The 21,628-nt window shown below is 37.1% G+C and carries 17 protein-coding genes and 1 tRNA gene; 9 read left to right on the top strand and 9 right to left on the bottom strand.

All coding sequences use genetic code 11. The features are described from left to right. Positions 1-293: 293 nt before the first annotated feature. Both EV201_RS13070 and htpG read right to left on the bottom strand, forming a co-directional pair. Complete coding sequence (locus EV201_RS13070) at positions 294-737, bottom strand: hypothetical protein (protein ID WP_130308077.1); 444 nt, start codon at positions 735-737, stop codon at positions 294-296. 120 nt (positions 738-857) lie between these two features. Further along, a complete protein-coding gene (htpG, locus tag EV201_RS13075) occupies positions 858-2,909 on the bottom strand; it encodes a molecular chaperone HtpG (protein WP_130308078.1) in 2,052 nt (683 codons plus the stop codon). Between the two features lie 258 nt (positions 2,910-3,167). Between htpG and EV201_RS13080 the strand changes: the two genes are divergently transcribed. The 4 genes from EV201_RS13080 (at position 3,168) to EV201_RS13095 (ending at position 7,642) form a co-directional block, all read left to right on the top strand. After that, positions 3,168-3,959 carry an ABC transporter ATP-binding protein gene (locus EV201_RS13080; protein WP_130308079.1) on the top strand — a complete coding sequence of 264 codons (792 nt, stop codon included), beginning with the start codon at positions 3,168-3,170 and terminating at the stop codon, positions 3,957-3,959. A 3-nt stretch (positions 3,960-3,962) separates the two neighbouring features. Then, positions 3,963-5,618: a hypothetical protein gene (locus EV201_RS13085; RefSeq protein WP_130308080.1), complete on the top strand. Its 1,656-nt coding sequence runs from the start codon at positions 3,963-3,965 to the stop codon at positions 5,616-5,618. A 107-nt stretch (positions 5,619-5,725) separates the two neighbouring features. Then, positions 5,726-7,186 (top strand): aminoacyl-histidine dipeptidase, encoded by a 1,461-nt coding sequence (locus EV201_RS13090; protein ID WP_130308081.1) that lies wholly within the window; start codon positions 5,726-5,728, stop codon positions 7,184-7,186. A 225-nt stretch (positions 7,187-7,411) separates the two neighbouring features. Then, on the top strand, positions 7,412-7,642 hold the full coding sequence (locus EV201_RS13095; RefSeq protein WP_130308082.1) for a hypothetical protein: 231 nt from the start codon (positions 7,412-7,414) through the stop codon (positions 7,640-7,642). Positions 7,643-7,666: 24 nt separating this feature from the next. Here EV201_RS13095 and EV201_RS13100 read toward each other — a convergent pair whose 3' ends face one another. Then, a complete protein-coding gene (locus EV201_RS13100; protein ID WP_130308083.1) occupies positions 7,667-8,215 on the bottom strand; it encodes a hypothetical protein in 549 nt (182 codons plus the stop codon). A 169-nt stretch (positions 8,216-8,384) separates the two neighbouring features. Between EV201_RS13100 and EV201_RS13105 the strand changes: the two genes are divergently transcribed. Next, positions 8,385-8,468 (top strand) — tRNA-Leu (locus EV201_RS13105). A gap of 218 nt (positions 8,469-8,686) precedes the next feature. On the opposite strand, the gene EV201_RS13110 is transcribed toward EV201_RS13105, so the two are convergent. From EV201_RS13110 to EV201_RS13120, 3 genes are all read right to left on the bottom strand, one after another. Next, positions 8,687-9,394, bottom strand: coding sequence for a DUF5715 family protein (locus EV201_RS13110; RefSeq protein WP_130308084.1), 708 nt, complete (start codon positions 9,392-9,394; stop codon positions 8,687-8,689). Between the two features lie 170 nt (positions 9,395-9,564). Beyond that, positions 9,565-13,401 carry a translocation/assembly module TamB domain-containing protein gene (locus tag EV201_RS13115; protein WP_165389655.1) on the bottom strand — a complete coding sequence of 1,279 codons (3,837 nt, stop codon included), beginning with the start codon at positions 13,399-13,401 and terminating at the stop codon, positions 9,565-9,567. Positions 13,402-13,435: 34 nt separating this feature from the next. Then, entirely contained in the window at positions 13,436-15,247 is a 1,812-nt protein-coding gene (locus EV201_RS13120) for a BamA/OMP85 family outer membrane protein (protein WP_130308086.1), read from the bottom strand. 520 nt (positions 15,248-15,767) lie between these two features. Here EV201_RS13120 and EV201_RS13125 point away from each other — a divergent pair. Both EV201_RS13125 and EV201_RS13130 read left to right on the top strand, forming a co-directional pair. After that, positions 15,768-16,124: a hypothetical protein gene (locus tag EV201_RS13125; protein ID WP_130308087.1), complete on the top strand. Its 357-nt coding sequence runs from the start codon at positions 15,768-15,770 to the stop codon at positions 16,122-16,124. A 28-nt stretch (positions 16,125-16,152) separates the two neighbouring features. After that, positions 16,153-16,467: a putative quinol monooxygenase gene (locus EV201_RS13130; RefSeq protein WP_130308088.1), complete on the top strand. Its 315-nt coding sequence runs from the start codon at positions 16,153-16,155 to the stop codon at positions 16,465-16,467. 72 nt (positions 16,468-16,539) lie between these two features. On the opposite strand, the gene EV201_RS13135 is transcribed toward EV201_RS13130, so the two are convergent. The 3 genes from EV201_RS13135 to accC all read right to left on the bottom strand — a co-directional run bounded on the left by EV201_RS13135 (position 16,540) and on the right by accC (position 20,196). Then, on the bottom strand, positions 16,540-18,075 hold the full coding sequence (locus tag EV201_RS13135; protein WP_130308089.1) for an acyl-CoA carboxylase subunit beta: 1,536 nt from the start codon (positions 18,073-18,075) through the stop codon (positions 16,540-16,542). A 66-nt stretch (positions 18,076-18,141) separates the two neighbouring features. Then, the gene (locus EV201_RS13140) at positions 18,142-18,651 is read right to left on the bottom strand and encodes an acyl-CoA carboxylase biotin carboxyl carrier protein subunit (RefSeq protein ID WP_130308090.1); all 510 of its coding nucleotides are present in this window, start codon (positions 18,649-18,651) and stop codon (positions 18,142-18,144) included. 21 nt (positions 18,652-18,672) lie between these two features. Next, the gene (accC, locus tag EV201_RS13145; protein ID WP_130308091.1) at positions 18,673-20,196 is read right to left on the bottom strand and encodes an acetyl-CoA carboxylase biotin carboxylase subunit; all 1,524 of its coding nucleotides are present in this window, start codon (positions 20,194-20,196) and stop codon (positions 18,673-18,675) included. 462 nt (positions 20,197-20,658) lie between these two features. Between accC and EV201_RS13150 the strand changes: the two genes are divergently transcribed. Further along, positions 20,659-20,895, top strand: coding sequence for a VF530 family protein (locus EV201_RS13150; protein ID WP_130308092.1), 237 nt, complete (start codon positions 20,659-20,661; stop codon positions 20,893-20,895). A gap of 202 nt (positions 20,896-21,097) precedes the next feature. Continuing rightward, positions 21,098-21,598: a GbsR/MarR family transcriptional regulator gene (locus EV201_RS13155; protein ID WP_130308093.1), complete on the top strand. Its 501-nt coding sequence runs from the start codon at positions 21,098-21,100 to the stop codon at positions 21,596-21,598. Positions 21,599-21,628 lie beyond the last annotated feature (30 nt).

Raw genomic sequence — 21,628 nt, forward strand, 5'->3', positions numbered from 1 at the left:
ATAATGCACCAACTGGTTTTTGTTGCGGGCTTTGGAGTTTGTTCAAGGCAAGAATAAGCCTTGGTTGAAGGCTTGGGTGTTTGTTCAAAGCCTGAAAAAGCCTTAGTTGGAGGCTTGGGTGTTTGTTCAAAGCCTGAAAAAGCCTTAGTTGGAGGCTTGGGTGTTTGTTCAAAGCCTGAAAAAGCCTTAGTTGGAGGCTTGGGCATTTGCCCAAAGCCAAAAAAAACCTTAAGAAAGGCTTGGGCGTTTATCCAAGCCCAATTTAAGCCTTCGGTATCTTTATTACCTTTGAGCTATTGCTTTAAGGAATCAATAGTTGCTTGCTGTTTTTCAATCTGAGCCTTTTGATCTTCGATAATCTTGTTGTCATTATTTTTTGTTACCAAAAGCATGGCAATAAATAGGGCCAAAAGAAGATTCAGAACCAGACTAATCGTTTTCAAGCTAAGGGCAGGCTTAATTTTTGGAGCTGGCTGCATATAGGTTTCCATAAAAGCCGTGTACGATCCAAATACATTAATAATATCACGTCCTTCAGGTGTTAAAACCAGAAAACCCAAACCCTGATCAACAGCCCATTCGTTCATTAGAAACTCTTCGATAATGGTTTCGTAAATGGGATCTTCATCATTGATATTAAGGTGTTCCATGCCCCAACATGCAATATCTAATGATTCATTTTCAGGCTGAGCGTAAAGCGCATCAAAAATATAATTAATGATTTCTGTTCTTTCCATAAGTTTGTATCGTATCAAAATTTGATTCAAAGATAAGCTTTAAATAAAAATTAAGAAAGCCACATTCCCAAAGGTTGTGGCTTTCTATCTTGAACTGAATTCGAATTATATTCGAACAGACTATTTAATTAGGTTAATGCTACGCTTCACAAACTTAGCCAACTCTTCACCTTTAAGCATGTTGTTAGCCAGTAGGGCAAGGTCGATCAATTGTTTAACGATTTGATTATCCTTACCAAAACCTGTTAGCAGGGCTGCGCGTTCTGCATTGATATCCGTAATTTGTTTCTGTACCTCAGTCATTTTATCTTTTTCCTCCTGAGGAACTTCATCTTCTTTTTTGTCCTTTTTAAGGGCTTCAAGAGCTTCTCTTTCGGCAATTACCGGAGTCAATTTAGCTGAGATCTCCGCAATTTTCTCACTTAGTTCGGCGTCTTTGCTTTCAAGAATTTTTTCGATTAGCGCATGATCAGTATTCACAACCAGGTTGTATGAATCCGGCATCTCGCCATACATAGCCATTCCTGGATTCATAGCAGCCATATCTTTCATACGACGCATGAACTCAGCCTGAGTAATCATTAATGGTTGTGCCTCGGCTCCAAGAGCTTCAAAAGTCACAATATAGTTAACTTTTTCGTTTGGCAATTGTGAGTTGAATACAGGAATCAAATCGTTCTTTTGCTCTTCGCTAAGGCTTGACGTTTTCACTTCATCTTTCTGAATCAACTTCTCAACAACGTCAGAGTCAACACGTACGTATTTAGTTGTTGTGTTTTTCTGCTCAAGAGTATTGATTAGGTGATTGTCTAACTGACTATCCATCAATAGAACATCGTAACCTTTCGCTTTTGCAAGATCAATATAGGTGTATTGCTCTTCAGCATTGGTTGCATACAGGCAAATCATATTACCGTCCTTGTCCGTCTGATTTTCCTTAACGATTGTTTCGTATTCTTCAGTTGTGAAGTACTTACCATCGGTGTTCTTAAGCAACATGAATTTTTTGGCACGATCGTAGAATTTCTCTTCAGTCAACATACCATACTGAACGAAAATTCTCAAGTCATCCCATTTGTTTTCGAAGTCTTCACGATCTTTCTTGAAGATGTCGAACAAGCTGTCAGCAACTTTCTTAGTGATATGGTTCGAGATTTTCTTCACGTTACCATCACTTTGCAGGTACGAACGAGAAACATTCAATGGAATATCCGGAGAGTCGATTACACCATGAAGAAGTGTTAGGAATTCAGGAACAATACCTTCTACTGAATCGGTCACATATACCTGGTTACAGTACAATTGAATCTTGTTCTTTTGAATTTCAACTGAGTTTTTAATTTTTGGGAAATAAAGAATACCCGTCAGGTTGAATGGGTAGTCAACATTCAAATGAATGTGGAACAATGGTTCTTCTCCCATTGGGTAAAGCTGGCGGTAGAAGTCTTTGTAGTTTTCCTCGGTCAAATCAGCTGGTTTCTTTGTCCAGGCTGGTTTTGTGTCGTTTACAACATTTGCTTCTTCAGTTTCAACTTGCTTGCCATCTTTCCACTCTTTTTTCTTTCCAAAAGTGATTTCGATAGGTAAGAATTTACAGTACTTATTTAAAAGTTCCTGAATACGACCTTCTTCCAAAAATCCTTTTTCTTCATCCGAAATGTGCATGATGATATCCGTACCGCGATCAGCTTTTTCAGCCTCTACAAGGGTGTATTCCGGATTTCCTTCACAGCTCCATCTCACAGCCTGAGCACCTTCTTTGTGAGAAAGAGAAAGAATTTCAACCTTATCAGATACCATGAATGATGAGTAAAAACCTAAACCAAAGTGCCCGATAATGGCATTGGCTTGATCTTTATATTTATCCATGAACTCTTCAGCACCTGAAAAGGCAATTTGGTTGATGTATTTCTCAACTTCTTCCTTAGTCAAACCAATACCACGATCTGAAATGGTAAGGGTTTTGGCTTCTTTATCAATTTTTACATCAACGGTAAGCTCTCCAAGTTCACCTTTAAATTCACCTGTTGAAGCTAAAGTTTTTAGTTTTTGAGTTGCATCAACTGCATTCGAAACGATTTCACGTAAAAAGATATCGTGATCTGAGTATAAGAACTTTTTAATGATCGGGAACAGATCCTGACTGGTAACACCAATTTTTCCTGTTGACATATGCTTAAATTTTTTGATTGTTATATTAAAATTAACGATCAGCTTTGATCAAAGCCTGTGCCATGATGATGTTGCTGACAAAACGACATAAAACAGGAAAACTTGCCTTTCTTTATTTGAGAAAAAATGACAGAACGGGAATTCATTCCGGAATGATGCGTCTGACTTGTCATTGGGGTGATAAATTCTCATTTAACATTATAAGGGTTTGAGTTTTTATTGTAGATTTAAACCTCATTTATCAAAAAAAACAAGGAAATGGAAAATAATACAGTCATATCAATACGAAATCTACATAAATCCTACAAGAATGGAGCTTCTGTAAATAAGGTCTTAAAAGGTGTCAATATTGACATTCAATCGGGGCAAATTATCGGTTATATTGGTCCCAATGGAGCTGGTAAATCAACTACCGTGAAGATTCTTTGTGGTATACTCACCGACTTTGAAGGGGAGATTAAAGTTTTGGGAATGGACTTGCGCACTCAGGATATTGACATTAAAAAACGTATTGGTTATATCCCTGAAAATGCGGCTCTTTATGATACTCTAACCCCGAGTGAATATTTGCAATTTGTTGGCGAGCTTCATGGGATGAAAGTTGGGGATATTCAAGTTAAGATTGCACGTCTTCTGGATTTGTTTGAAATGAAGTCACATGCCAACGAACGTATGAACAGTTTCTCCAAAGGGATGAAACAGAAGATTCTCATCATTTCCGGTTTGATTCATAACCCCGACATCATCTTTATGGATGAACCCTTGTCAGGATTGGATGCCAATGCAGTGATTATTGTGAAACGCGTTTTACAGCAATTGGCAAAAGAGGGGAAAACCATTTTCTACAGTTCACATATTATGGATGTGGTTGAGAAAATATCAGATCGAATCATTCTGATTGATAATGGTGTTGTGCTGGCTGACGGAAGTTATGCAGATTTGAATTCGGAGTCTGACAATGAGTCATTAGAAAATTTATTTACCAAACTAACCGGTAATTCAGGACACAGCGAAACAGCAAACGAGATTATTAACGTATTCGAGAATTAAACTATGGTTAATTTTATTATCAGGATAGTCCGTTTATTTAGAGGTTTATTCCGTTTAATGGGCGTGGATTACAAACAACTGGAGTCTATACTTTGGGTGAAACTCACCATGGGCAATCGTCGGGGATTTTCGACTTCAGCCAAAAAGAAAGATTCGAGTAATCAGCTATTATTACAGACTTTTGTTTATGCTGTGTTGGGTATTTTTGTCGGGACATTAATCAATTCGGTAAATCATACCTTCACGGCTTATGTATATGTTTTCTTAGTCATCATGTCTATGATTGCCTTGATGATGATTTCTGAATTTTCAGTCGTCTTGATTGATACACGGGATAATGCGATTCTTCTGCCTCGTCCCATAAATAACAGGACTTTAACAGTGGCTAAAATCTTGCATATTGCAATTTATCTTTTACAGTTAAGTTTGTCCTTGTCCATAGCTTCTGCCGTGTTCACTGTATTTAATTATGGCTTTGCGGTGGCATTGCTCTTTTTGTTTCTGATATTTCTTTCGACTTTGTTTACTCTTTTTCTCACCTGTTTGTTTTATTTGGGATTGATGCGACTGGTTAGTGGTGAGAAGTTAAAAGATATTTTGGTGTATTTTCAAATTGGGATGGCAATCATTTTTATGGGAGCCTATCAGCTTTTGCCGCGCTTGATTGAAATGAATGATCTTTATAATGCTCAGATGGCAGTGGAGTGGTGGACTTATTTGATCCCTCCGGCCTGGTTTGCAGGTTCGATAGCCAGTTTTACCACATCGGTTTTTGGTCCAGGGAATATTTTGTTTTTAGCCTTGGCTTTATTCGCCCCAATTCTGGGACTTTGGCTCATCGTTAAATATCTGTCTCCAAAATTTAATTATCGCTTGAGTCAGATGGAGGCAACGTCTTCTAAGCCTGAAAAAAGAACGATTCAAAAAGGGGAATCGGTCAAGTTTGTTGATAAACTAGGCGAATTGTTGACGCGTAATATTGCGGAGAAAACGGCATTTAAGATGATATGGAAAATGAGTGGGAGAGACCGAAAATACAAGCAAACGGTATTTCCGGCTTTTGGTTATGTTTTTGTCATGATTGCGGTGACAGTTTTGGGTAAACATGGTGAGGCAAAATGGGATAATCTGATTGAGACAAAACTTTATTTGGCCTTTTTGTATTTGAATGTTATTGCAGCTTTTTCAGCCTGTATCAATATTATCTATAGCGATGAACCCAAATCAAGTTGGTTTTACAAAGCTTTGCCGGTAGCACGTCCTGGAGACATTATTGCGGGTTCGATTAAAGCTATACTGAGCAAATATTTTATGCCTCTGCATCTTCTTATTGGTAGTTTGATAGTCTATTTCTGGTCTTATAAGATTTTGCCGGATATTTTTTACTCTTTAATTTCCATTATTGTTATTTCGGTGTTTATAACTGCCAGTCAGAGTAAAGCGCTGCCATTTTCAAAAGAGAAGTTATCACAGGATTCGGGTTCAACTTTTATTAAGGGCATTTTAATTATGCTTTCGGCTGGTCTTTTGGGAGCAATTCACTGGGGATTGACTTTTATCGATTACGGGGTATTATTCGCCCTGCCTTTTATGTTGGGACTTCAGTATTTAAGTTTTCGATACATTAAGAAAATACAGTGGAATCAGATTGAAGATTAATATTTTTTGTCAGCTTTTGTTACCTTTGGATCTATTAAAATTGAAAATACTAACACGTATTGGATTAACAATTGACTCAATTGTTGATTCAACTAAAAAAAATAATAATGAGCATACTAAACGGATTAGAACCTAAAGTTATTTGGGAACATTTCGAGGCCATTTGTCAGGTTCCTCGTCCATCGAAAAGAGAAGATAAAATTATTGAATTCCTTATGGATTTTGGTAAGAAACACAATCTTGAAACCAAGCGCGATGAGATTGGTAATGTCCTAATCAAAAAGCCGGCTACACCGGGTAAGGAAAATCTTAAGACCGTAGTTTTGCAGTCGCATATGGATATGGTTTGTGAGAAAAATTCTGCAACCGAGCATAATTTCGATACCGATCCTATTATTCCCTGGATAGATGGCGAGTGGGTGAAAGCTAAGGGGACGACGCTTGGCGCTGATGATGGTATTGGTATGGCAGCTGAAATGGCTTTATTAACTTCTACTGATATTGAGCATGGTCCTATAGAATGTTTGTTTACTGTTGATGAGGAAACAGGATTGTCAGGAGCTTTTGCTTTGCAACCCGGTTTTGTCAGCGGCGATATTCTATTGAATCTTGACTCAGAAGATGAGGGGGAAATTTTCTTAGGTTGTGCGGGTGGTATCGATACATTGGCAACGATGTCGTACACTAAAGAAGATGTGCCTGCAGGTTATTTTGCTGTTCGTTTGGATGTAAGTGGTTTGCAAGGTGGTCACTCAGGTGACGAGATTAATAAGAATCGTGGAAACTCCAATAAGATTTTGAACCGTTTCCTTTGGGAGATTAACAAGAAATACGATGTTCGCCTGGCTGATTTCGCCGGAGGAAACTTGCGTAATGCGATTCCTCGTGAAGCTTCAGCAGTAGTAGCTATCCCTTCTCAGTTTAAAGAGCAAATTCGTGTTGATTTGAATCTTTATGCAGCTGAAATGGAAAATGTTTGGTCTATTGCAGAACCTAAACTGAAAATCAGTTTGGAGTCTACTGATATGCCAGCTTTTGTTTGTGATAAGAAAACATCGAATAACTTGTTTGATGCGCTTTATGCTTGTCCTCATGGTGTCTTTTCAATGAGTTCTCGTATGCCGGGTATGGTTGAGACTTCAAACAACTTAGCTTCTGTTAAATTTATTGAAGGTGATAAAATTTTCATCACAACTTCGCAGCGTAGCGACGTGGATAGTGAGAAATACAATATTGCACAAAATGTGGGTGTTGCCTTTACAATGGCTGGTGCTGAAATTGAGCATACTGACGGTTACCCGGGTTGGGCACCAAATCCAAATTCAGAGATATTAAAAGTGGCAGTGGCTTCTTATGAGCGTTTGTTCAATGTTGAGCCAATTGCTCGTTCTATTCATGCTGGTTTGGAATGTGGTTTGTTCCTTGAGAAATACCCAAATATGGATATGATTTCTTTTGGACCAACTTTACGTGATGTGCATTCACCAGACGAGAGAATCAATATTGAAACTGTCGATAAGTTTTGGAAACACTTGTTGGATATTCTAGTGAATGTTCCTTCAAACTAATTCTTATTTATAGTGATAATATCAATAGCGATTCCCTCGGGAGTCGCTATTTTTTTGTCGTATTTCTAATTCTAAATTGGTTGTAAGGGATTGGTTTGGGTTTGATTATTAAAGAAAAAAAGCGTGATTATATTATTATTTTATGACATAAAGGCCTAACTTGTAGGTGCTAATCAATACTGTAGTGCAATATGCAGAGTCCAAAACCTAATCAAATTTGACAAGATGAATCAACAATCCGAAAAATTAGAATTAATTGAATGGCTTGTAAAACAAAGTGATTCGAATGTAATTGAAAGTGTTAAAAAGATTAAAAGTGAGCATGTGAATTCCTATAATACGGATAGGAAATTGACTCACGAAGAAAGATGCCTTCTTTATAGAATTCAATTTTTAGAAGGAAGAAGTCCGAAAGAGCAAGACGAGTGCCGAGAGTTCTATGAGCAGTACTTGTAGAATACAAAAACGAGAATAAATTCTTTAAATCTTTACACCATTGTTATGAAGAATTGTTTTGACTTCGCTACCCAATTCCGAATAGATTAAACTCACCTGAGCATTTACCTTATCGTTATCCATGTCCAATAGACCGAGTAAAATATAGGCAGAGTGGGCATCGTTTAGGTCATTTTTTATCAATTCCAAGAGAATTTTAGTTCCCGAAACGGCTTCCTTATTCGATATGATAGATAGGTTAACAAAGAATTGGCTAGCCGTACGAATGATATTGGCATCCTCTTCAACTTGAATGAAAGGGAAAAGGGCCATAATCGACTTGGGCTGTTTCTTTCTGATATTGGCACTTAAAGCGGTTAGCATTTTTGTGCGCTCAGTGGTGGTGGTTTGTGTGGACAGAAACTCATACATTTCGAAAATGGTGAGTATCATGTTTTTGTTTTGCGATTGCCCGTAAAGCAGAAAGGTTCTGAAGCACATCACCTGTAATTCAGATTTATTCAGTTCATTCCATTTCTCTTTTTGAAGGGCTATTTGATCGAGGTAGCTATAGTCTTGTGTTCTTTCTGACATATTGAATAAATTATAATGTGGCACAAAGATATAAAAAGCCTTGAAAGCATATTTGAGCTTAGGCTTTGAAAATCAGTTTCTGATCGATTTTTTGAGAAACTTTAATTCGATTTGCAGACTTTATCCCTTTTTTAATGGAACATATTTATTACTTTTGCTATCGCAACAAGCCCAGGTGGCGGAATTGGTAGACGCGCCAGCTTGAGGGGCTGGTGGCCTTATGGTCGTTCGGGTTCGAGTCCCGATCTGGGCACAGAAAGCTTTGTAAATCGTTGATTTGCAAAGCTTTTTTTATTACAGACGGCATCGTGTGAGAGGTCTGTGATACTATTGATATTTTGAGAAAAAACAAATTCTCAAATTAAGGACCCCATTATTTATTGTTTGTATTCTTTTCATATTTAAAGCTTAAAAAATATATGGGTTACTTGCATTCTATAACTGTTTCTTTAAAAGCCAACACCCGTAGAATTATCTTACCGTTACATGAATGCATTTGGTTTGCCCCTCAAGCAGAACGTAACATTTACCTTCAGTCTGCAACTTAATTAATACGCGAAGCAATATATTTCTAAGGCGGTATGTATAAACAGGTTTACTGTTACCTCTCTCAAAAAAACGAGTTTGCGAAATATCAAAGGTCCTACCATAATAATGTGATGAATTATTTGGCGTAGCGTTTACGTTTTTTTTGCGCAGCGATTTTTGATCTTCGATGGTCCTCAATATTGATGTTACAGAAAACCGATATTTTCTAATGCCCAATTCTTCGAGTTGGTCACAAAACGCTTCGCCAAGAAGGTCTAAAAACTCGACTGCTGGTTCTTGCAGGTAAGGAAGTGAATTTGTTAAATGGGGTATTTCATAGTATTTGTTATCGGTTATTTTGTCGAGATCATAACGGCGCCCAAACTCTTTGGGGCTTGTCTTATATTCGTCTTTTGAAACCAAAGGCTTTTCCAAACCTTTTGCTTGTGCAAGCTTTAGATGATAATTATTATTATAACGGCGCAGTGCTCTATTTTCATTTTTTGAAAGTACCGGAACAGAGACCTGGGCTTCGGTTTTACCTTTGTTTGTTGGGCTTAATGCTGAAAATAGTATAGGTATACTACTTGCGAATATTGCGGTGGTTATTAAAATTTTGCGAGTATGATATCTTTTTTTTCTTTTGTTCATGTCAATATTTTAAGCTCATAAAAGTAAAAAAAAACAATCTTTAATTATTTCCAGACTCTTGTTTATTTTGTTGGATGAACAATATATTGACTAGTATTTTCAATACTTTACTTGCCCAGATTCAAAATTGAACATCAGGCTTAGAATTGACTCTATGACCAGTAGCAACATTAAAGTTTAATTTTCCAAAGCAAATCGAAGCCCGATTTATTCCCCTCGTTGGATGCTTGCAAAAGTAGAGAACGAATGATATGATATTCAATAATCAATCGGTAAGGCACCAACTGCTTGTTTTCACTATCGATAGAAAATAGTTGAGAGTAGCTCATATATAAATCATTGGTAATGTATTTACCAAAGGTTACGGCTCCGGTTTCCCAGTTATCTTCGCCACTTATTTCTATTGTATCCAGACCTATACTTTTGGCGATTAATTTCTGAAAAAGGTTTGATACTTGTGAGTATATCAGCGATTTTGCCTGATTGTTTTGACTCGATATCTGCCCCTGCTCACTACTGGCCAATTCATCCATTTTTTTCCCAAATAGGAGGTAGGCAATTGCATCTTTTTCTTCAATATATTCATTGTTTAAGCTAAAGGCGAATGTTGGATTTTTTAATGTTCCGCTTATTTTAAGTTCCAGTGATTTTGTGTTTCTATTGACATCTCTGAATTTATAATTCATCACAATATCGATATTAGGGTCAATCTCAGATCCTCCTCTAAGATTAATATCTCCTTTGCTTACTTTGAATTTCCGTCCGGATATTTCTACGGATCCTCTGACTAATGATATGTTGCCGAAAAATTGGGGTTCATCTTTTGTTTTGATCATCTTTATAAGACCCGATAATTCGAGTTGCATGTTAGCCCCATTAATCCACGTGTTTTTAGGAATATCGATATTAAATTCGCCACGGAGGTTCTTAAAAAAATGATTATGAATAAGAATTAACGAATCGACCGTTTTTTTGCTGCTGGCAGCCTTAAGTTTCATGTTTGCGTCTTCTTCTAATGCAGCGATTAATAGAGGTGTGTCGAGTGCTTTAACAGAAGTGTTTTCGATAAAAGGGTCGATATTAATTTTGCTTCGCACAAGGGTTAAACCTCCCGAAATAACAGGTTTTTTAATACTTCCGGTCAGTTGGGCATCGGCATTAAAAATTAGCTGAGCATAGTACGATTTGAGGGCTGTAAAGTTATTAGCCTTCAGTTGAAAGTTGATGTCGTGTATCACATCACTCATATTTTCAGGTAATTTAGCTTTCCCTTTTATTAACAGATCCCCCTTATCTCCTGAGGCTATATAGAGTGAGTCCAAATTCAGTTCATCCTTATTTAGCGAAAAGGACAGATTTATATTTTCGTAATTAATACCATGCTTTTGCATTTCGAAAAGGCCCTCGCTTAAATTGAAATCGCCCTTAAAATCGATTTTATGATGCTCCATTTTGGCTTCAATTTCGGTATTTAGTTTTCCTCCCATTTTTTGCCCCTCGTCTGTTATCAGTTCGGTAAACTGCGATAAATCAAGATCCGTTGTTTTAAGACGTAAATAGTTTTCTTTTTCGGCAGTAATAAGATATATCGAGTCTGTTAGTGAAAGGTGAACAGGTAAGTAAGCTTCAGTTTTTAAAAGAGTCGTGTTGTTTCTAATTAAAATCCCTTCGTGTTTGAGTTGTTCCTTTTTGTAGTCGAATTTAAAATAAAGCGAATCGAGGCTAAATGTACCTATGAGTCCTTTTACAAGAGATAATTGGCTCGTTATTTCTGGCTCTGACGCATGCCCTTTTAGTATCATATTTCCATTTATTTCTCCGGATAAAGGGTAGGGAATAAGTCGATTTAGTTCAGGAATACGGGCGAGTTGTATGTTCGAAAGTTCGAGTTTCAAATCTTCTTTTCCCCTAAAAGAATAAATCCCATTGAGTCGGATATATTGATCTTTTGAAACGAAATTGACATTGGTAAATTTTAGTTCATGGGGCTTAAAAATAAATTGAGCAGTATCTTTTTCGTTTTTCCAGTGTTGAGAGAATGCGTTGAGTGAAAATTGCGATACTTGAACAAGTATACTGTCCTTTTTGCAGACACGCAGATGTGTATTGAGTTCAATAGAATCGCCTGATTGTATTTTATAAATGCCGTTGAGTACGTTGTTTTTAATGGTTTGTTTGCTTTTAAAATGACTTATAGCTAGGTTTTTACCCACTTCTATTTCATCGATCTCCAAATCAGAGCTGCCGTTTAATATTTCTTTTATAAGTGATAAATGGGCTTCTCCACTAAGGCTTTCTAGTTTTAAAGTATCATAATGAAATTTTGATAAATGAAGTTTCGAATACAGTAGTAAGCTATCCTGTTTGCCCGATATATTACCCTCAATTTGTCCTGTTCCATTTATATCAGGAAGCCTAACAAAGGACGATAGAGAATTTAAGGATTTAAGCTGAACTTTATACAGCCATCTGTGTTTCTTATTTATATTTCCTTTGCCACCGGCTTCAATATCAATGTCATTACTTTTAAGAAGAAGTGTATCTATATTGTATTCCCCCTGTGAAATATGCCCCAGTAGCTCAGCTTCGTTTATTTTAAAACCATTAATGTGTGAGGGGGCTATTTTCAGGGCTAGCTGACTTTCCATTTTCTGAGGCTCACGTCCAACACCTTTAAGGTTTATGTGAGCATTTATATTTGTGTGTAATTTTTTTTGTTGGATGATACGTCCGATATCCACTCGCTTCAAGTCGGAGCTTAGCTGATAGGCCATACGATCGAAAAGATTTGTGACTTTTGCTTTCATGTTAAACTGACCCAACAAACTTGAAACGTTTGTTTTTACAGAAAGGGAATCACCTTGCTTGTTAACAGATAGGTTCATTGAGTCTAAAGGGTAGTGATCCATTTGGCTTCCTTTAAATTGAGAATGAATCGTAAACTGACTGTCTTTAGGACTGAGATTTTGGCCTTTAATAAACAGTTGTCCGTTTATGTTTGTTTGTAAATTGTTATTGGCAAGCCAATATCCCAGATTAAATTGTTTGCTATCCAACTGAGCTTGATAGCTGGCATCGTGATTTAAGCTCGTAATATTGCCTTTTATTCTTATATTTTGAGATTGTTCTTTAATTCTAATATCGAAATTTGATTCTTGATTCTCATTATGGATGTTTAGTTTTATTTCTGGAGACCCCTGTATTTTTTGATCGATAAAGGGTTGAAACTCTTCTAGAGCAATGGGGCTGAACTGAGCATCTATTTTTCCTTCTAAAATCGTGTTGAGAGGAATTTCTGCATTAGCTGATAAGGATGATCTTGAGGTTTTAAGCTCTAGCTTATCAAGTTTAAATAGAGTAGGGCTAAATAGGATATCTGTTGTAAAACTAAGCACTTCAAAATTGGGGTTTTTACATTTCAAATTGAAGCTTTGCAGTTTTATATTGCTGCTGTCAGAGCTTATTCTTGCCGATATCCGGCCATTGAAAGCTATGGTTTTAGGGATTTTAGTTGAATCGGGAAAGTTTAAAAAAACTGTACTGCGTTCCAGTTCAAATTTTCTTAGATCAATCTTTAGGGGGAAAGATTTATCTGGCTTATCCTTATCCTTATCCTTGTTATCTTGTTTTATGAGGTTTTGAATAGAAAGAGAGTGATCTTTTTCTTCAGCAATATATAGATTTAACGAATCGATTTCGATCGCTTTTAGTAGGAGTGTTTTATGGATTAGTGCTTTCAGGTTCCACTCTGCTTTAAGATGATGAAGATAGATAACACGATTGTTCATGCTATCTTTCACCTCAAGTTTGTGCAGTTCTATGCCCGTAAAAATATTCCCCTCCAGGGAGGCTATATTTAAACTGCCGTGTATTGCCTGACTAGCATACTGCTCTATGGTTCTTTTCAGATTATTTCTAAAACTGTTGCTTTGGGTATAAAGCAATAGGATGCCAATTAGGAATAAAATCAGACAACAAGAGATGAATGCGATTTTTCTTTTCTTCATAAATTTGCTGTTGTATTTTTTCAATATCCCATGCTTAGAAAGCATGACCAAAAGTGATATATAACTGCATTTTAAAAGTATCCCATACAGGTGCCGCAACATCCATGCGAAGAGGACCAATGGGTGTATTGTAACGTAAACCTATGCCAAAACCATATTTAAGATCGTTTAAACGATATTGCCCCGATTTAGCCCAAACATTTCCTGCATCTCCCAGTAAAACGCCCTCCAAAGCATTGTAAATAGGGAATCGAGCTTCGACACTCATCTCTAACATGCTGTTACCACCAACGGTTTCAGAATTTTTATCGGTATTGGCACTTATCGAATTTCTTTGGTAGCCCCTTATCGAATTTCCTCCTCCCAAAAGGAAACGGTCTTCAATGGGCGTTAAAGTCGTGTTATTGGTCGATGCGATATAGCCCATGCGTAATCGGCCAGCAAAAACCCACCTCCTCCAAAGAGGTTGATAAGTTCTTCCATCCAATAGAAGTTTAAAATATGGGTGTTCCGTCTTAACGCCCAATCCATTATAACTGGTTAAACTTTGAGCATACCATCCGCTTGTCGGGCTAAAATAATTGTCAACATTCCGATATTGGTAACCCCATATAAGACCTGACTTTTTATTAACACCTTCGGTAATTTCAGAATTTGAATCACTACTTTCAATAGTTTTAGTCACATCTGACGATTCAATATTATAAGTTAAGAAAGTTGATGCTTTTTTATTCAGCTTTTTTTCAAGAGTAAAGTTGGCGCCCAGTCGTTCAACATTATAGCTTCGTTCTCGTTCTTTACTGTAGTAAGGATTCCAAATAAAATCGACTTTGTCGGCAAATATATTGGGTTGTCGAAATTTAAGATACGTATTTATAGGCTCGAAATAGGAGGTTTTAATTCCCAGATTTAATTGCCTGATTCCTCCTAAAAAAGCTCTTTTTGTTAGCAATATTTGAGCTCTGACCCTATCCTCAGTACCATATCCAAGCCCCAGGTTTAGGTCCCATTTGTTCAATTCTTCCAGTTTAACTTTATAGTCGATAATATGAGTTTGTGTGGAATCTTTCTCGGGGCTGATTGTAATGTATTTAAATAGCTGCATATTAAAAGCACGACTTTGAGCCTCGTTAAGCTTTTCTGCTGAAAACACATCTCCTTGTTTTAAATTTATTCTTTTCGAAAGAAGTTTTTCCGAAACCTGTTTCAGTCCTTCAAAACTAATTTTTCCGTTCACATACTTATCTCCTTGCGAAACCTTAAGTTTGACATCCACTGTTTTATTTATGGTATCTATTTTAAATATAGCTTTGGTTTGGGCATACACATATCCTTGATTCTTTAATGAGTTTTGGGTACGTTCCATTAAATTGTATATAGCCTTATCAGTAAATATGTCATTCGTTTTTGCAAGTTTCTGTTTGGGTAATATCTTCAGGATATTTTTTTCTTCAAAACTGTCCGATTTCTCTATTTCCCAGACGAAGGATTTAATTCGTGTAGGTGAATTCTCTCTTATTATAAAATAGACGCGCACACTCATCTTTTTCTCGTCAACAACAAGGCTATCTTTTATCTTAACGTTTATATAACCTTGTGATTGATATATTTTATGAAGGTTTTCTAAATCTTTAACGGCTAATTCTTCCTGGTAGGTAGGGGACTTTTTCCAGAACTGTAATTTGTCAAACACATTCTTTGCTTCCAAAGAAGTAACGTTTTCCAGTTCGCTTGATTTTATTTGATTATTTCCCTTAAAATCAACCTTCTTTAATTTATATCCTTCCTGAGCGGAAGAAGAAAAAGAAAGGAATAGTGATATTATAAGGATAAATTTTTTAATCATTTCCCAGTTTATTTTCAATAGCTTAGATTGTTTTGTTAGATACAAAACGATCTAATTTAACTTTGGGGTGAGTACAAGTCGTGCTGTTTTTTTATATCCCTTTATTTTAGCAATTGGATGTACGACCCGTAAAAATAATTACAACTTGATTCTAATAGATTAAATGTACAGGTATTCATGATTATAACCATGAATTGAGTGGTGTTTTTTGACGGTGATATTTTATGGAATAATTAGGTTGGTTTTATTCTCTCATAAATGATTCAGATTACTCTTAGGTTGATTATATCCCAACTGTGGATGAATCCCGCCACATAAAATGCCCTGTTTTAGAACTTCTCTTCTTTTTTACCTCTATTCTTATTTACAGATATCATCACAACAAATGGTATGGGGGTGAGTAATACCTTTGGTAAGTTTCTGAAATCCCAAATAAAAACTTATTTTTAGGTTCTTCTATTTATGGTACGGCGTACTCAGGAAGGGAAATGGCCTTTATTGAACTTTAAAAATGAATACAATGAGTCAAACTAAAGAACTGGTTGATTATTATTTTGAGAAGAAAAAATCGGGAATGGATTTCTCAGAAATTAAGAAAGAGTTGAGAGCTAAAGATCTTGACGATGCTCAAATCAAAAATATTATAGCAGAGATTGATGCCAGAGTATTGGAAGGTGTTCAAAATTCAGGTAAAATGAAACCTAAAGATATACGACTGATTGGTTATGCCTTGATGCTGATAGGTGGGGGATTGACCTTTGCTGTCTATTTTAAGCTATTGGTTTTAGGGAAGTTCCTGTTTGCTGCTTATGGCCCCGTTATAATCGGCTATATTTTAGTGGTGATGGCTCGTCGTCAGCAGAATAAATTGAAGTAATAGCAATCAAGTTTAGAATATTATAGATATGGATATTAGAAAAAATGAAAGCCAATTGGTTTGTATAGCGAAGTTTATTGCAGTACCAGGAGAAGTGAATGCGTTGATTAAAAATCTTCATGCTTTGATTCCTGTTACGCTCCAAGAGGGGGGATGTATTCGTTACGAATTGAATCAGTGTATTGAGGATGAAAATCGAATTACTTTCATCGAGAAATGGTTTGATCAGAAGACCTTTGATGCCCATTGCGCGATGCCTTATATCACTCAATTTTTTAATGGGGGCAAACCGCTTCATGTTAAAGAGTTTGAGGTAACGCTTCATAAAGAAATTTTGCCATAGAGTAAATTGTAATGAAATAATAAAGGCTACTGAATATTGAATTCAGTAGCCTTTATCTATGCAATCAATATTCTATAAAGGAATATTTCCATGTTTTTTTGGAGGATTTTGTTCGCTCTTATTGCGACACATTTCTAGAGCTTGTATCAACTTGTAACGTGATTGCTTAGGTTGAATCACTTCATCGATATAACCCATTTCCGCTGCCTTATACGGATTGGCAAACTTATCCCGATAATCCTCGATTGCCGCAGCTCTTTCTTCATCACTTAGGTTTTTAGTCATGATATTCACTGCACCTTCGGCACCCATTACAGCAATTTCACCTGTTGGGAAAGCGTAATTGATATCGGCACCGATGTGCTTGGAAGCCATCACATCGTAAGCCCCGCCATAAGCTTTACGGGTAATGAGTGTGATTTTAGGTACAGTGGCTTCGGCAAAAGCGTACAATAGTTTTGCGCCATGTTTGATAATTCCGCCATATTCCTGTTCGGTTCCGGGTAGGAACCCAGGTACATCAACAAAAGTAACCAGTGGAATATTAAAGGCATCGCAAAAGCGAACAAAACGAGCGGCTTTCGTTGACGAATTGATATCCAGAACACCCGCTAAAAACGCAGGGTTATTAGCCACAATACCTACAGGCTGTCCACCCAAACGAGCAAAACCAGTGGTGATGTTTTGTGCATAAAGAGGCATTAATTCAAAGAAGTTCTTATCATCGACCACCGTTTCGATAATGTCTTTGATATTATATGGTTTGTTGGGATCGGCCGGAACGATCTGTTGCAACTTTTCATCTTCACGATGAATGTTGTCCGTACAGGGTTTCACTGGTGGATCTTCCATATTATTCGATGGCAGAAAGGTCATTAATTCCCGTAGCATCATCATGGCTTGCTCATCGTCATCAGCAACCAAATGGGCCACACCTGATTTTGAGTTGTGTGTAATGGCACCACCTAATTCGTCTTTGGTCACTTCTTCGTGAGTTACTGTTTTAATCACATCGGGACCCGTTACAAACATATAGGACGTATCTTTCACCATCATAATAAAATCGGTAAGGGCAGGGGAGTAAACGGCACCACCGGCGCAAGGTCCCATAATGGCAGAAATCTGTGGGATTACTCCGGAACCACGAACATTTTGGTAGAAAATATCAGCATAGCCAGCAAGAGATTGAACCCCTTCCTGAATACGTGCTCCACCTGAATCGTTTAGACCGATAATGGGTGCACCCATCTTCATGGCAAGTTTGGTGACTTTTACGATTTTGTCTGCATTTGCGCTGCTGAGTGACCCTCCAAACACAGTAAAGTCCTGTGCAAAAACATAGCACAGTCGACCATCAATCTTACCGTAACCCGAGACCACTCCATCTCCCAGGATCTTATTTTTTTCCATACCAAAATCACTGGAACGGTGCGTCACCATTTTGTCGATTTCGGTAAAGGTATCGGGGTCCATCAGATCTAAAATTCTTTCGCGTGCCGTTTTTTTGCCACCGGCATGGTGTTTTGCAATTCGTTCTTCTCCACCACCCAGTTCGGCTGTTTTACTAAGGGTTTCAAATTTTTTTATTTTATCTTCTATAGTAAGCATGATTCTTTTTTTTATTGATAGGAATTGGAATATCGATGAGGAAATGATCCTGATTTTGTTTCTGATTTATTCGATATGGACCAAAGCCTGATTGGCCTTGATTGTATCATCTTCGCTGACAAAAATTTCAGATATGATTCCATCTTTCCCCGCTTTGTATTCACTTTCCATTTTCATTGCTGAAATGATAATAAGGGTGTCGCCCTTTTTGACTTCATCGCCCAGATTCACGGGGATTTTAACAACCTTTCCAGGCATAGGTGATGTAATGGTACTTTGTTCGTCTAGCAAATTACCACCTTTTCGTGCCTGTAAATATTTGGTTTCAGCATCAATAATTTCGGCATCATACGAATGATAAAAGGTATTGACTGCGTATTTCTTGGGAGAATCTGTATCAATCAGCTCAACATTGTACGAACGACCTTTGAATAGAATGGAGTAAATTCCTTTCTCAACCTGGTAACAATCCAGATCGTATTCATTATCATCCACCATTATTTTTATCTGATTGCCTGATTCTGCTAGCAATTCGACTTTGGCAATTCTATCGCCCAGTTTGATTTCTAGTGACATAATCTATATTTAATAAGTGGATTAATTTTTATTCGCTCTATGCATGGCTGATCTTCGACCAAATTCTTTCCATTTGGTGCCGGATGAAATATTATTGCTGCCGGGTGCATTTTTAAGTTTGTCCTTATAGTCGAGAAATGCGGCGACAATGGCCAGATCCTCAAAACGACTTTTTGCTGTGTCCGGAGCCATTAGAAATTCTTCGTTGTTGGGAATAAAGTGCGTATCGTACTTTCCCTCCTTAAAATCGGGGCATTCCATAATTCGTTCCAGAAATTTGATTGAGGTTTTAACGCCCGTAATTTTGTATTCGAATAAAGCACGACTCATCCTTTCTATAGCTTCAGCTCGGGTTCTTGCCCAAATTACAAGTTTCGAAATCATAGGGTCGTAATGAATGGGAATCTCGTAGCCTTCATAAACATAGCCATCGGTTCTGACACCAAGCCCCATGGGTTCAGTAATGTGTGTAATCAGCCCTGGACTTGGCATGAAGTTGTTGTCGGTATCTTCCGCATAAATTCGACATTCTATAGAGTGTCCAAACTGGAATACATCTTCTTGTTTGATTTCCAGAGGGCGCCCTTCAGCAATATGAATTTGTGCTTTTACAAGGTCGTAGCCGGTTACCCTTTCGGTGATGGGATGTTCAACCTGAAGTCGGGTATTCATCTCTAGGAAGTAATAGTTGTGATCGTTATCAACCAGGAATTCTATGGTTCCCGCTCCGTGATAATTCACGGCTTTGGCAGCCTCAACTGCAGATTGCCCCATTTTTTTCCGAAGTTCAGGCGTTATTAATGGAGAAGGGGTTTCCTCAACAACTTTTTGGTGTCGACGTTGTACCGAACATTCTCTTTCGCAAAGATGAATGACATTACCGTGTTGGTCACCAAGAATCTGAAACTCGATGTGGTGAGGCGAGGAGATGTATTTTTCTACATAAACAGAATCGTCACCAAATGAAGATTTGGCTTCGGAGCGGGCAGCACGAAGAGAACTTAAAATATTTTCTTCCTTATCGACCATTCTCATTCCTTTTCCACCACCTCCTGCCGAGGCTTTAATCATAACAGGAAGACCGACTTCTTTAATAACTCTAAGGGCCATTTCATCATCTTCAAGATTTTTTTTGGTACCGGGGACAACCGGAACACCTGAGTTAATCATCGTGGTACGGGCCGTAATTTTATCCCCCATTGTAGAGATAATCTCAGGGGTAGGACCTATAAAGATGATGCCTTCTTCCTGACATCTTTTTGAGAATTCAGCATTCTCACTTAAAAATCCATAGCCAGGATGTATGGCGTCAGCTTTTGATATTTTAGCCACTTCAATAATCTTATCGATATTAAGGTAGCTTTGATTTGATGGAGCTTCTCCAATGGGGTAGGCATAGTTGGCATATCTAACGTGCATCGATGTTCGATCAACGTCAGAATAAACCGCAATGGTCTGAATGCCAATTTCCCTACATGATCTCATAACTCTTAGGGCGATTTCACCTCTATTGGCTACAAGAACTCGTGTTATTCTTTTGGTCATAGTTAGGGTTTTGATTAAAAATTATGCTCAGTAAAGAGCCTGTTTTTTGATAGGCAAGTGTGGTTAACTGATGCGTAATTTTGAATTAAGCAGTCTAAATATAAATAAAAAATGAGAGCTTACCTTATTAATCTTAGTAATTAAAAGTTGTGTTGGGCCAAATGTTATGAGATTTTTGGGATGATAGTTGTGGTGTAATGTTAATGTTATTAGTGATTTATGCTCTGTTCGAGCGAGTGTTGTATAAATGGATAAAAAGATGATAATGTCGTTATTTGTATTTCAGTCTCCTGATTAATTTTCGTTTTGGGGAATTGGGAAAGCATTACTGTTTTATTTCGTTAATAATGCAAAATGTATAATAGGAATCTTATTTATTAAGAATAAAAGATTGATGTTTTCTTTCCTTACATTTGTATGGAAAGAATAATGAAGATTGCCTGAGACCAATATTTTAAGTAGATGGAAGAGAATAATAAGATTAAAGATGAACAGCCTAACAATCCGCTTCATGGCGTTAAATTGCTTGATATTTTGGAATATCTACACGTCGTTTATGGTTGGAAAGAATTGGGCGATAGAATACAAATTCGTTGTTTTCAGTCTAATCCATCGATTAAGTCGAGTTTGAAATTTCTTAGAAAAACGCCTTGGGCCAGAGAGCAGGTTGAACAATTGTATTTAGATACCTATAAATAAAGAGGCTTTTAATGTAGATGTTTTGCTTTAATATAATCGGGTAATGATGAATCCAGCTTAGTTTTGACAGATTAATCTGGATTTTTATTTTCTGTTATTCGCTGGTTTTGTGGACTGACTTGTATTTTTTTCATTTTTTAACACTTGTTAGTTCGGATGCAACCGAACTAATCGTATCTTTGCATCATTAAATATTAAAAATATGAATTCAGATAAGAGCTTGGAAGTACGCAAAAAGGAATTGGTAGAGAAATTTGGTCTCTTTATGGAGCGTCAGGAGAATTTGCCTCCTATTGCAGCCCGTATTTTTGCCAGTTTGTTTATTAATAAGGGCGCAGGTATAACCTTCGACGAATTGGTCCATTTTCTTTCTGCCAGTAAGAGTACTATTTCAACCAACGTACAGTTGTTGATGAATAGGGGAATGCTCACTTTTTTTACAAAACCCGGGGATCGTAAGAAGTATTTTATTATGTCGCCGGAGTCATTTTTGGCACGTGTTGATGAGGAATTGACTCAATACCGAAAAGAATATCAGATCGTTAAGGAAATTATTGATTTTAGAGAAGAAATCAATGAACTGGATGCTGATACAAGTGAGGTTAAGTCTTATCCTTATCTTGATTTTCTTTCAAATTCGTTATCCCTTCTGGAGACACTAAAAGAAAATGTAAAAGCGAATTGTCTTATAAATCAAGACTAATCAGTTAATATCAGACACTATAATTTAGAT

The sequence above is a fragment of the Ancylomarina subtilis genome, from assembly GCF_004217115.1.
In the GTDB taxonomy this organism is placed as follows: Bacteria; Bacteroidota; Bacteroidia; order Bacteroidales; family Marinifilaceae; genus Ancylomarina; species Ancylomarina subtilis.

Coding starts and splice junctions, on each gene's coding strand:
- EV201_RS13120 (WP_130308086.1), bottom strand. CDS start 15,247: ATGATTAAAAAATTTATCCTTATAATATCACTATTCCTTTCTTTTTCT.
- EV201_RS13135 (WP_130308089.1), bottom strand. CDS start 18,075: ATGCTTACTATAGAAGATAAAATAAAAAAATTTGAAACCCTTAGTAAA.
- EV201_RS13115 (WP_165389655.1), bottom strand. CDS start 13,401: ATGAAGAAAAGAAAAATCGCATTCATCTCTTGTTGTCTGATTTTATTC.
- EV201_RS13095 (WP_130308082.1), top strand. CDS start 7,412: ATGAATCAACAATCCGAAAAATTAGAATTAATTGAATGGCTTGTAAAA.
- EV201_RS13070 (WP_130308077.1), bottom strand. CDS start 737: ATGGAAAGAACAGAAATCATTAATTATATTTTTGATGCGCTTTACGCT.
- EV201_RS13150 (WP_130308092.1), top strand. CDS start 20,659: ATGGAAGAGAATAATAAGATTAAAGATGAACAGCCTAACAATCCGCTT.
- EV201_RS13090 (WP_130308081.1), top strand. CDS start 5,726: ATGAGCATACTAAACGGATTAGAACCTAAAGTTATTTGGGAACATTTC.
- EV201_RS13080 (WP_130308079.1), top strand. CDS start 3,168: ATGGAAAATAATACAGTCATATCAATACGAAATCTACATAAATCCTAC.
- EV201_RS13100 (WP_130308083.1), bottom strand. CDS start 8,215: ATGTCAGAAAGAACACAAGACTATAGCTACCTCGATCAAATAGCCCTT.
- htpG (WP_130308078.1), bottom strand. CDS start 2,909: ATGTCAACAGGAAAAATTGGTGTTACCAGTCAGGATCTGTTCCCGATC.
- EV201_RS13125 (WP_130308087.1), top strand. CDS start 15,768: ATGAGTCAAACTAAAGAACTGGTTGATTATTATTTTGAGAAGAAAAAA.
- EV201_RS13085 (WP_130308080.1), top strand. CDS start 3,963: ATGGTTAATTTTATTATCAGGATAGTCCGTTTATTTAGAGGTTTATTC.
- EV201_RS13155 (WP_130308093.1), top strand. CDS start 21,098: ATGAATTCAGATAAGAGCTTGGAAGTACGCAAAAAGGAATTGGTAGAG.
- accC (WP_130308091.1), bottom strand. CDS start 20,196: ATGACCAAAAGAATAACACGAGTTCTTGTAGCCAATAGAGGTGAAATC.
- EV201_RS13140 (WP_130308090.1), bottom strand. CDS start 18,651: ATGTCACTAGAAATCAAACTGGGCGATAGAATTGCCAAAGTCGAATTG.
- EV201_RS13110 (WP_130308084.1), bottom strand. CDS start 9,394: ATGAACAAAAGAAAAAAAAGATATCATACTCGCAAAATTTTAATAACC.
- EV201_RS13130 (WP_130308088.1), top strand. CDS start 16,153: ATGGATATTAGAAAAAATGAAAGCCAATTGGTTTGTATAGCGAAGTTT.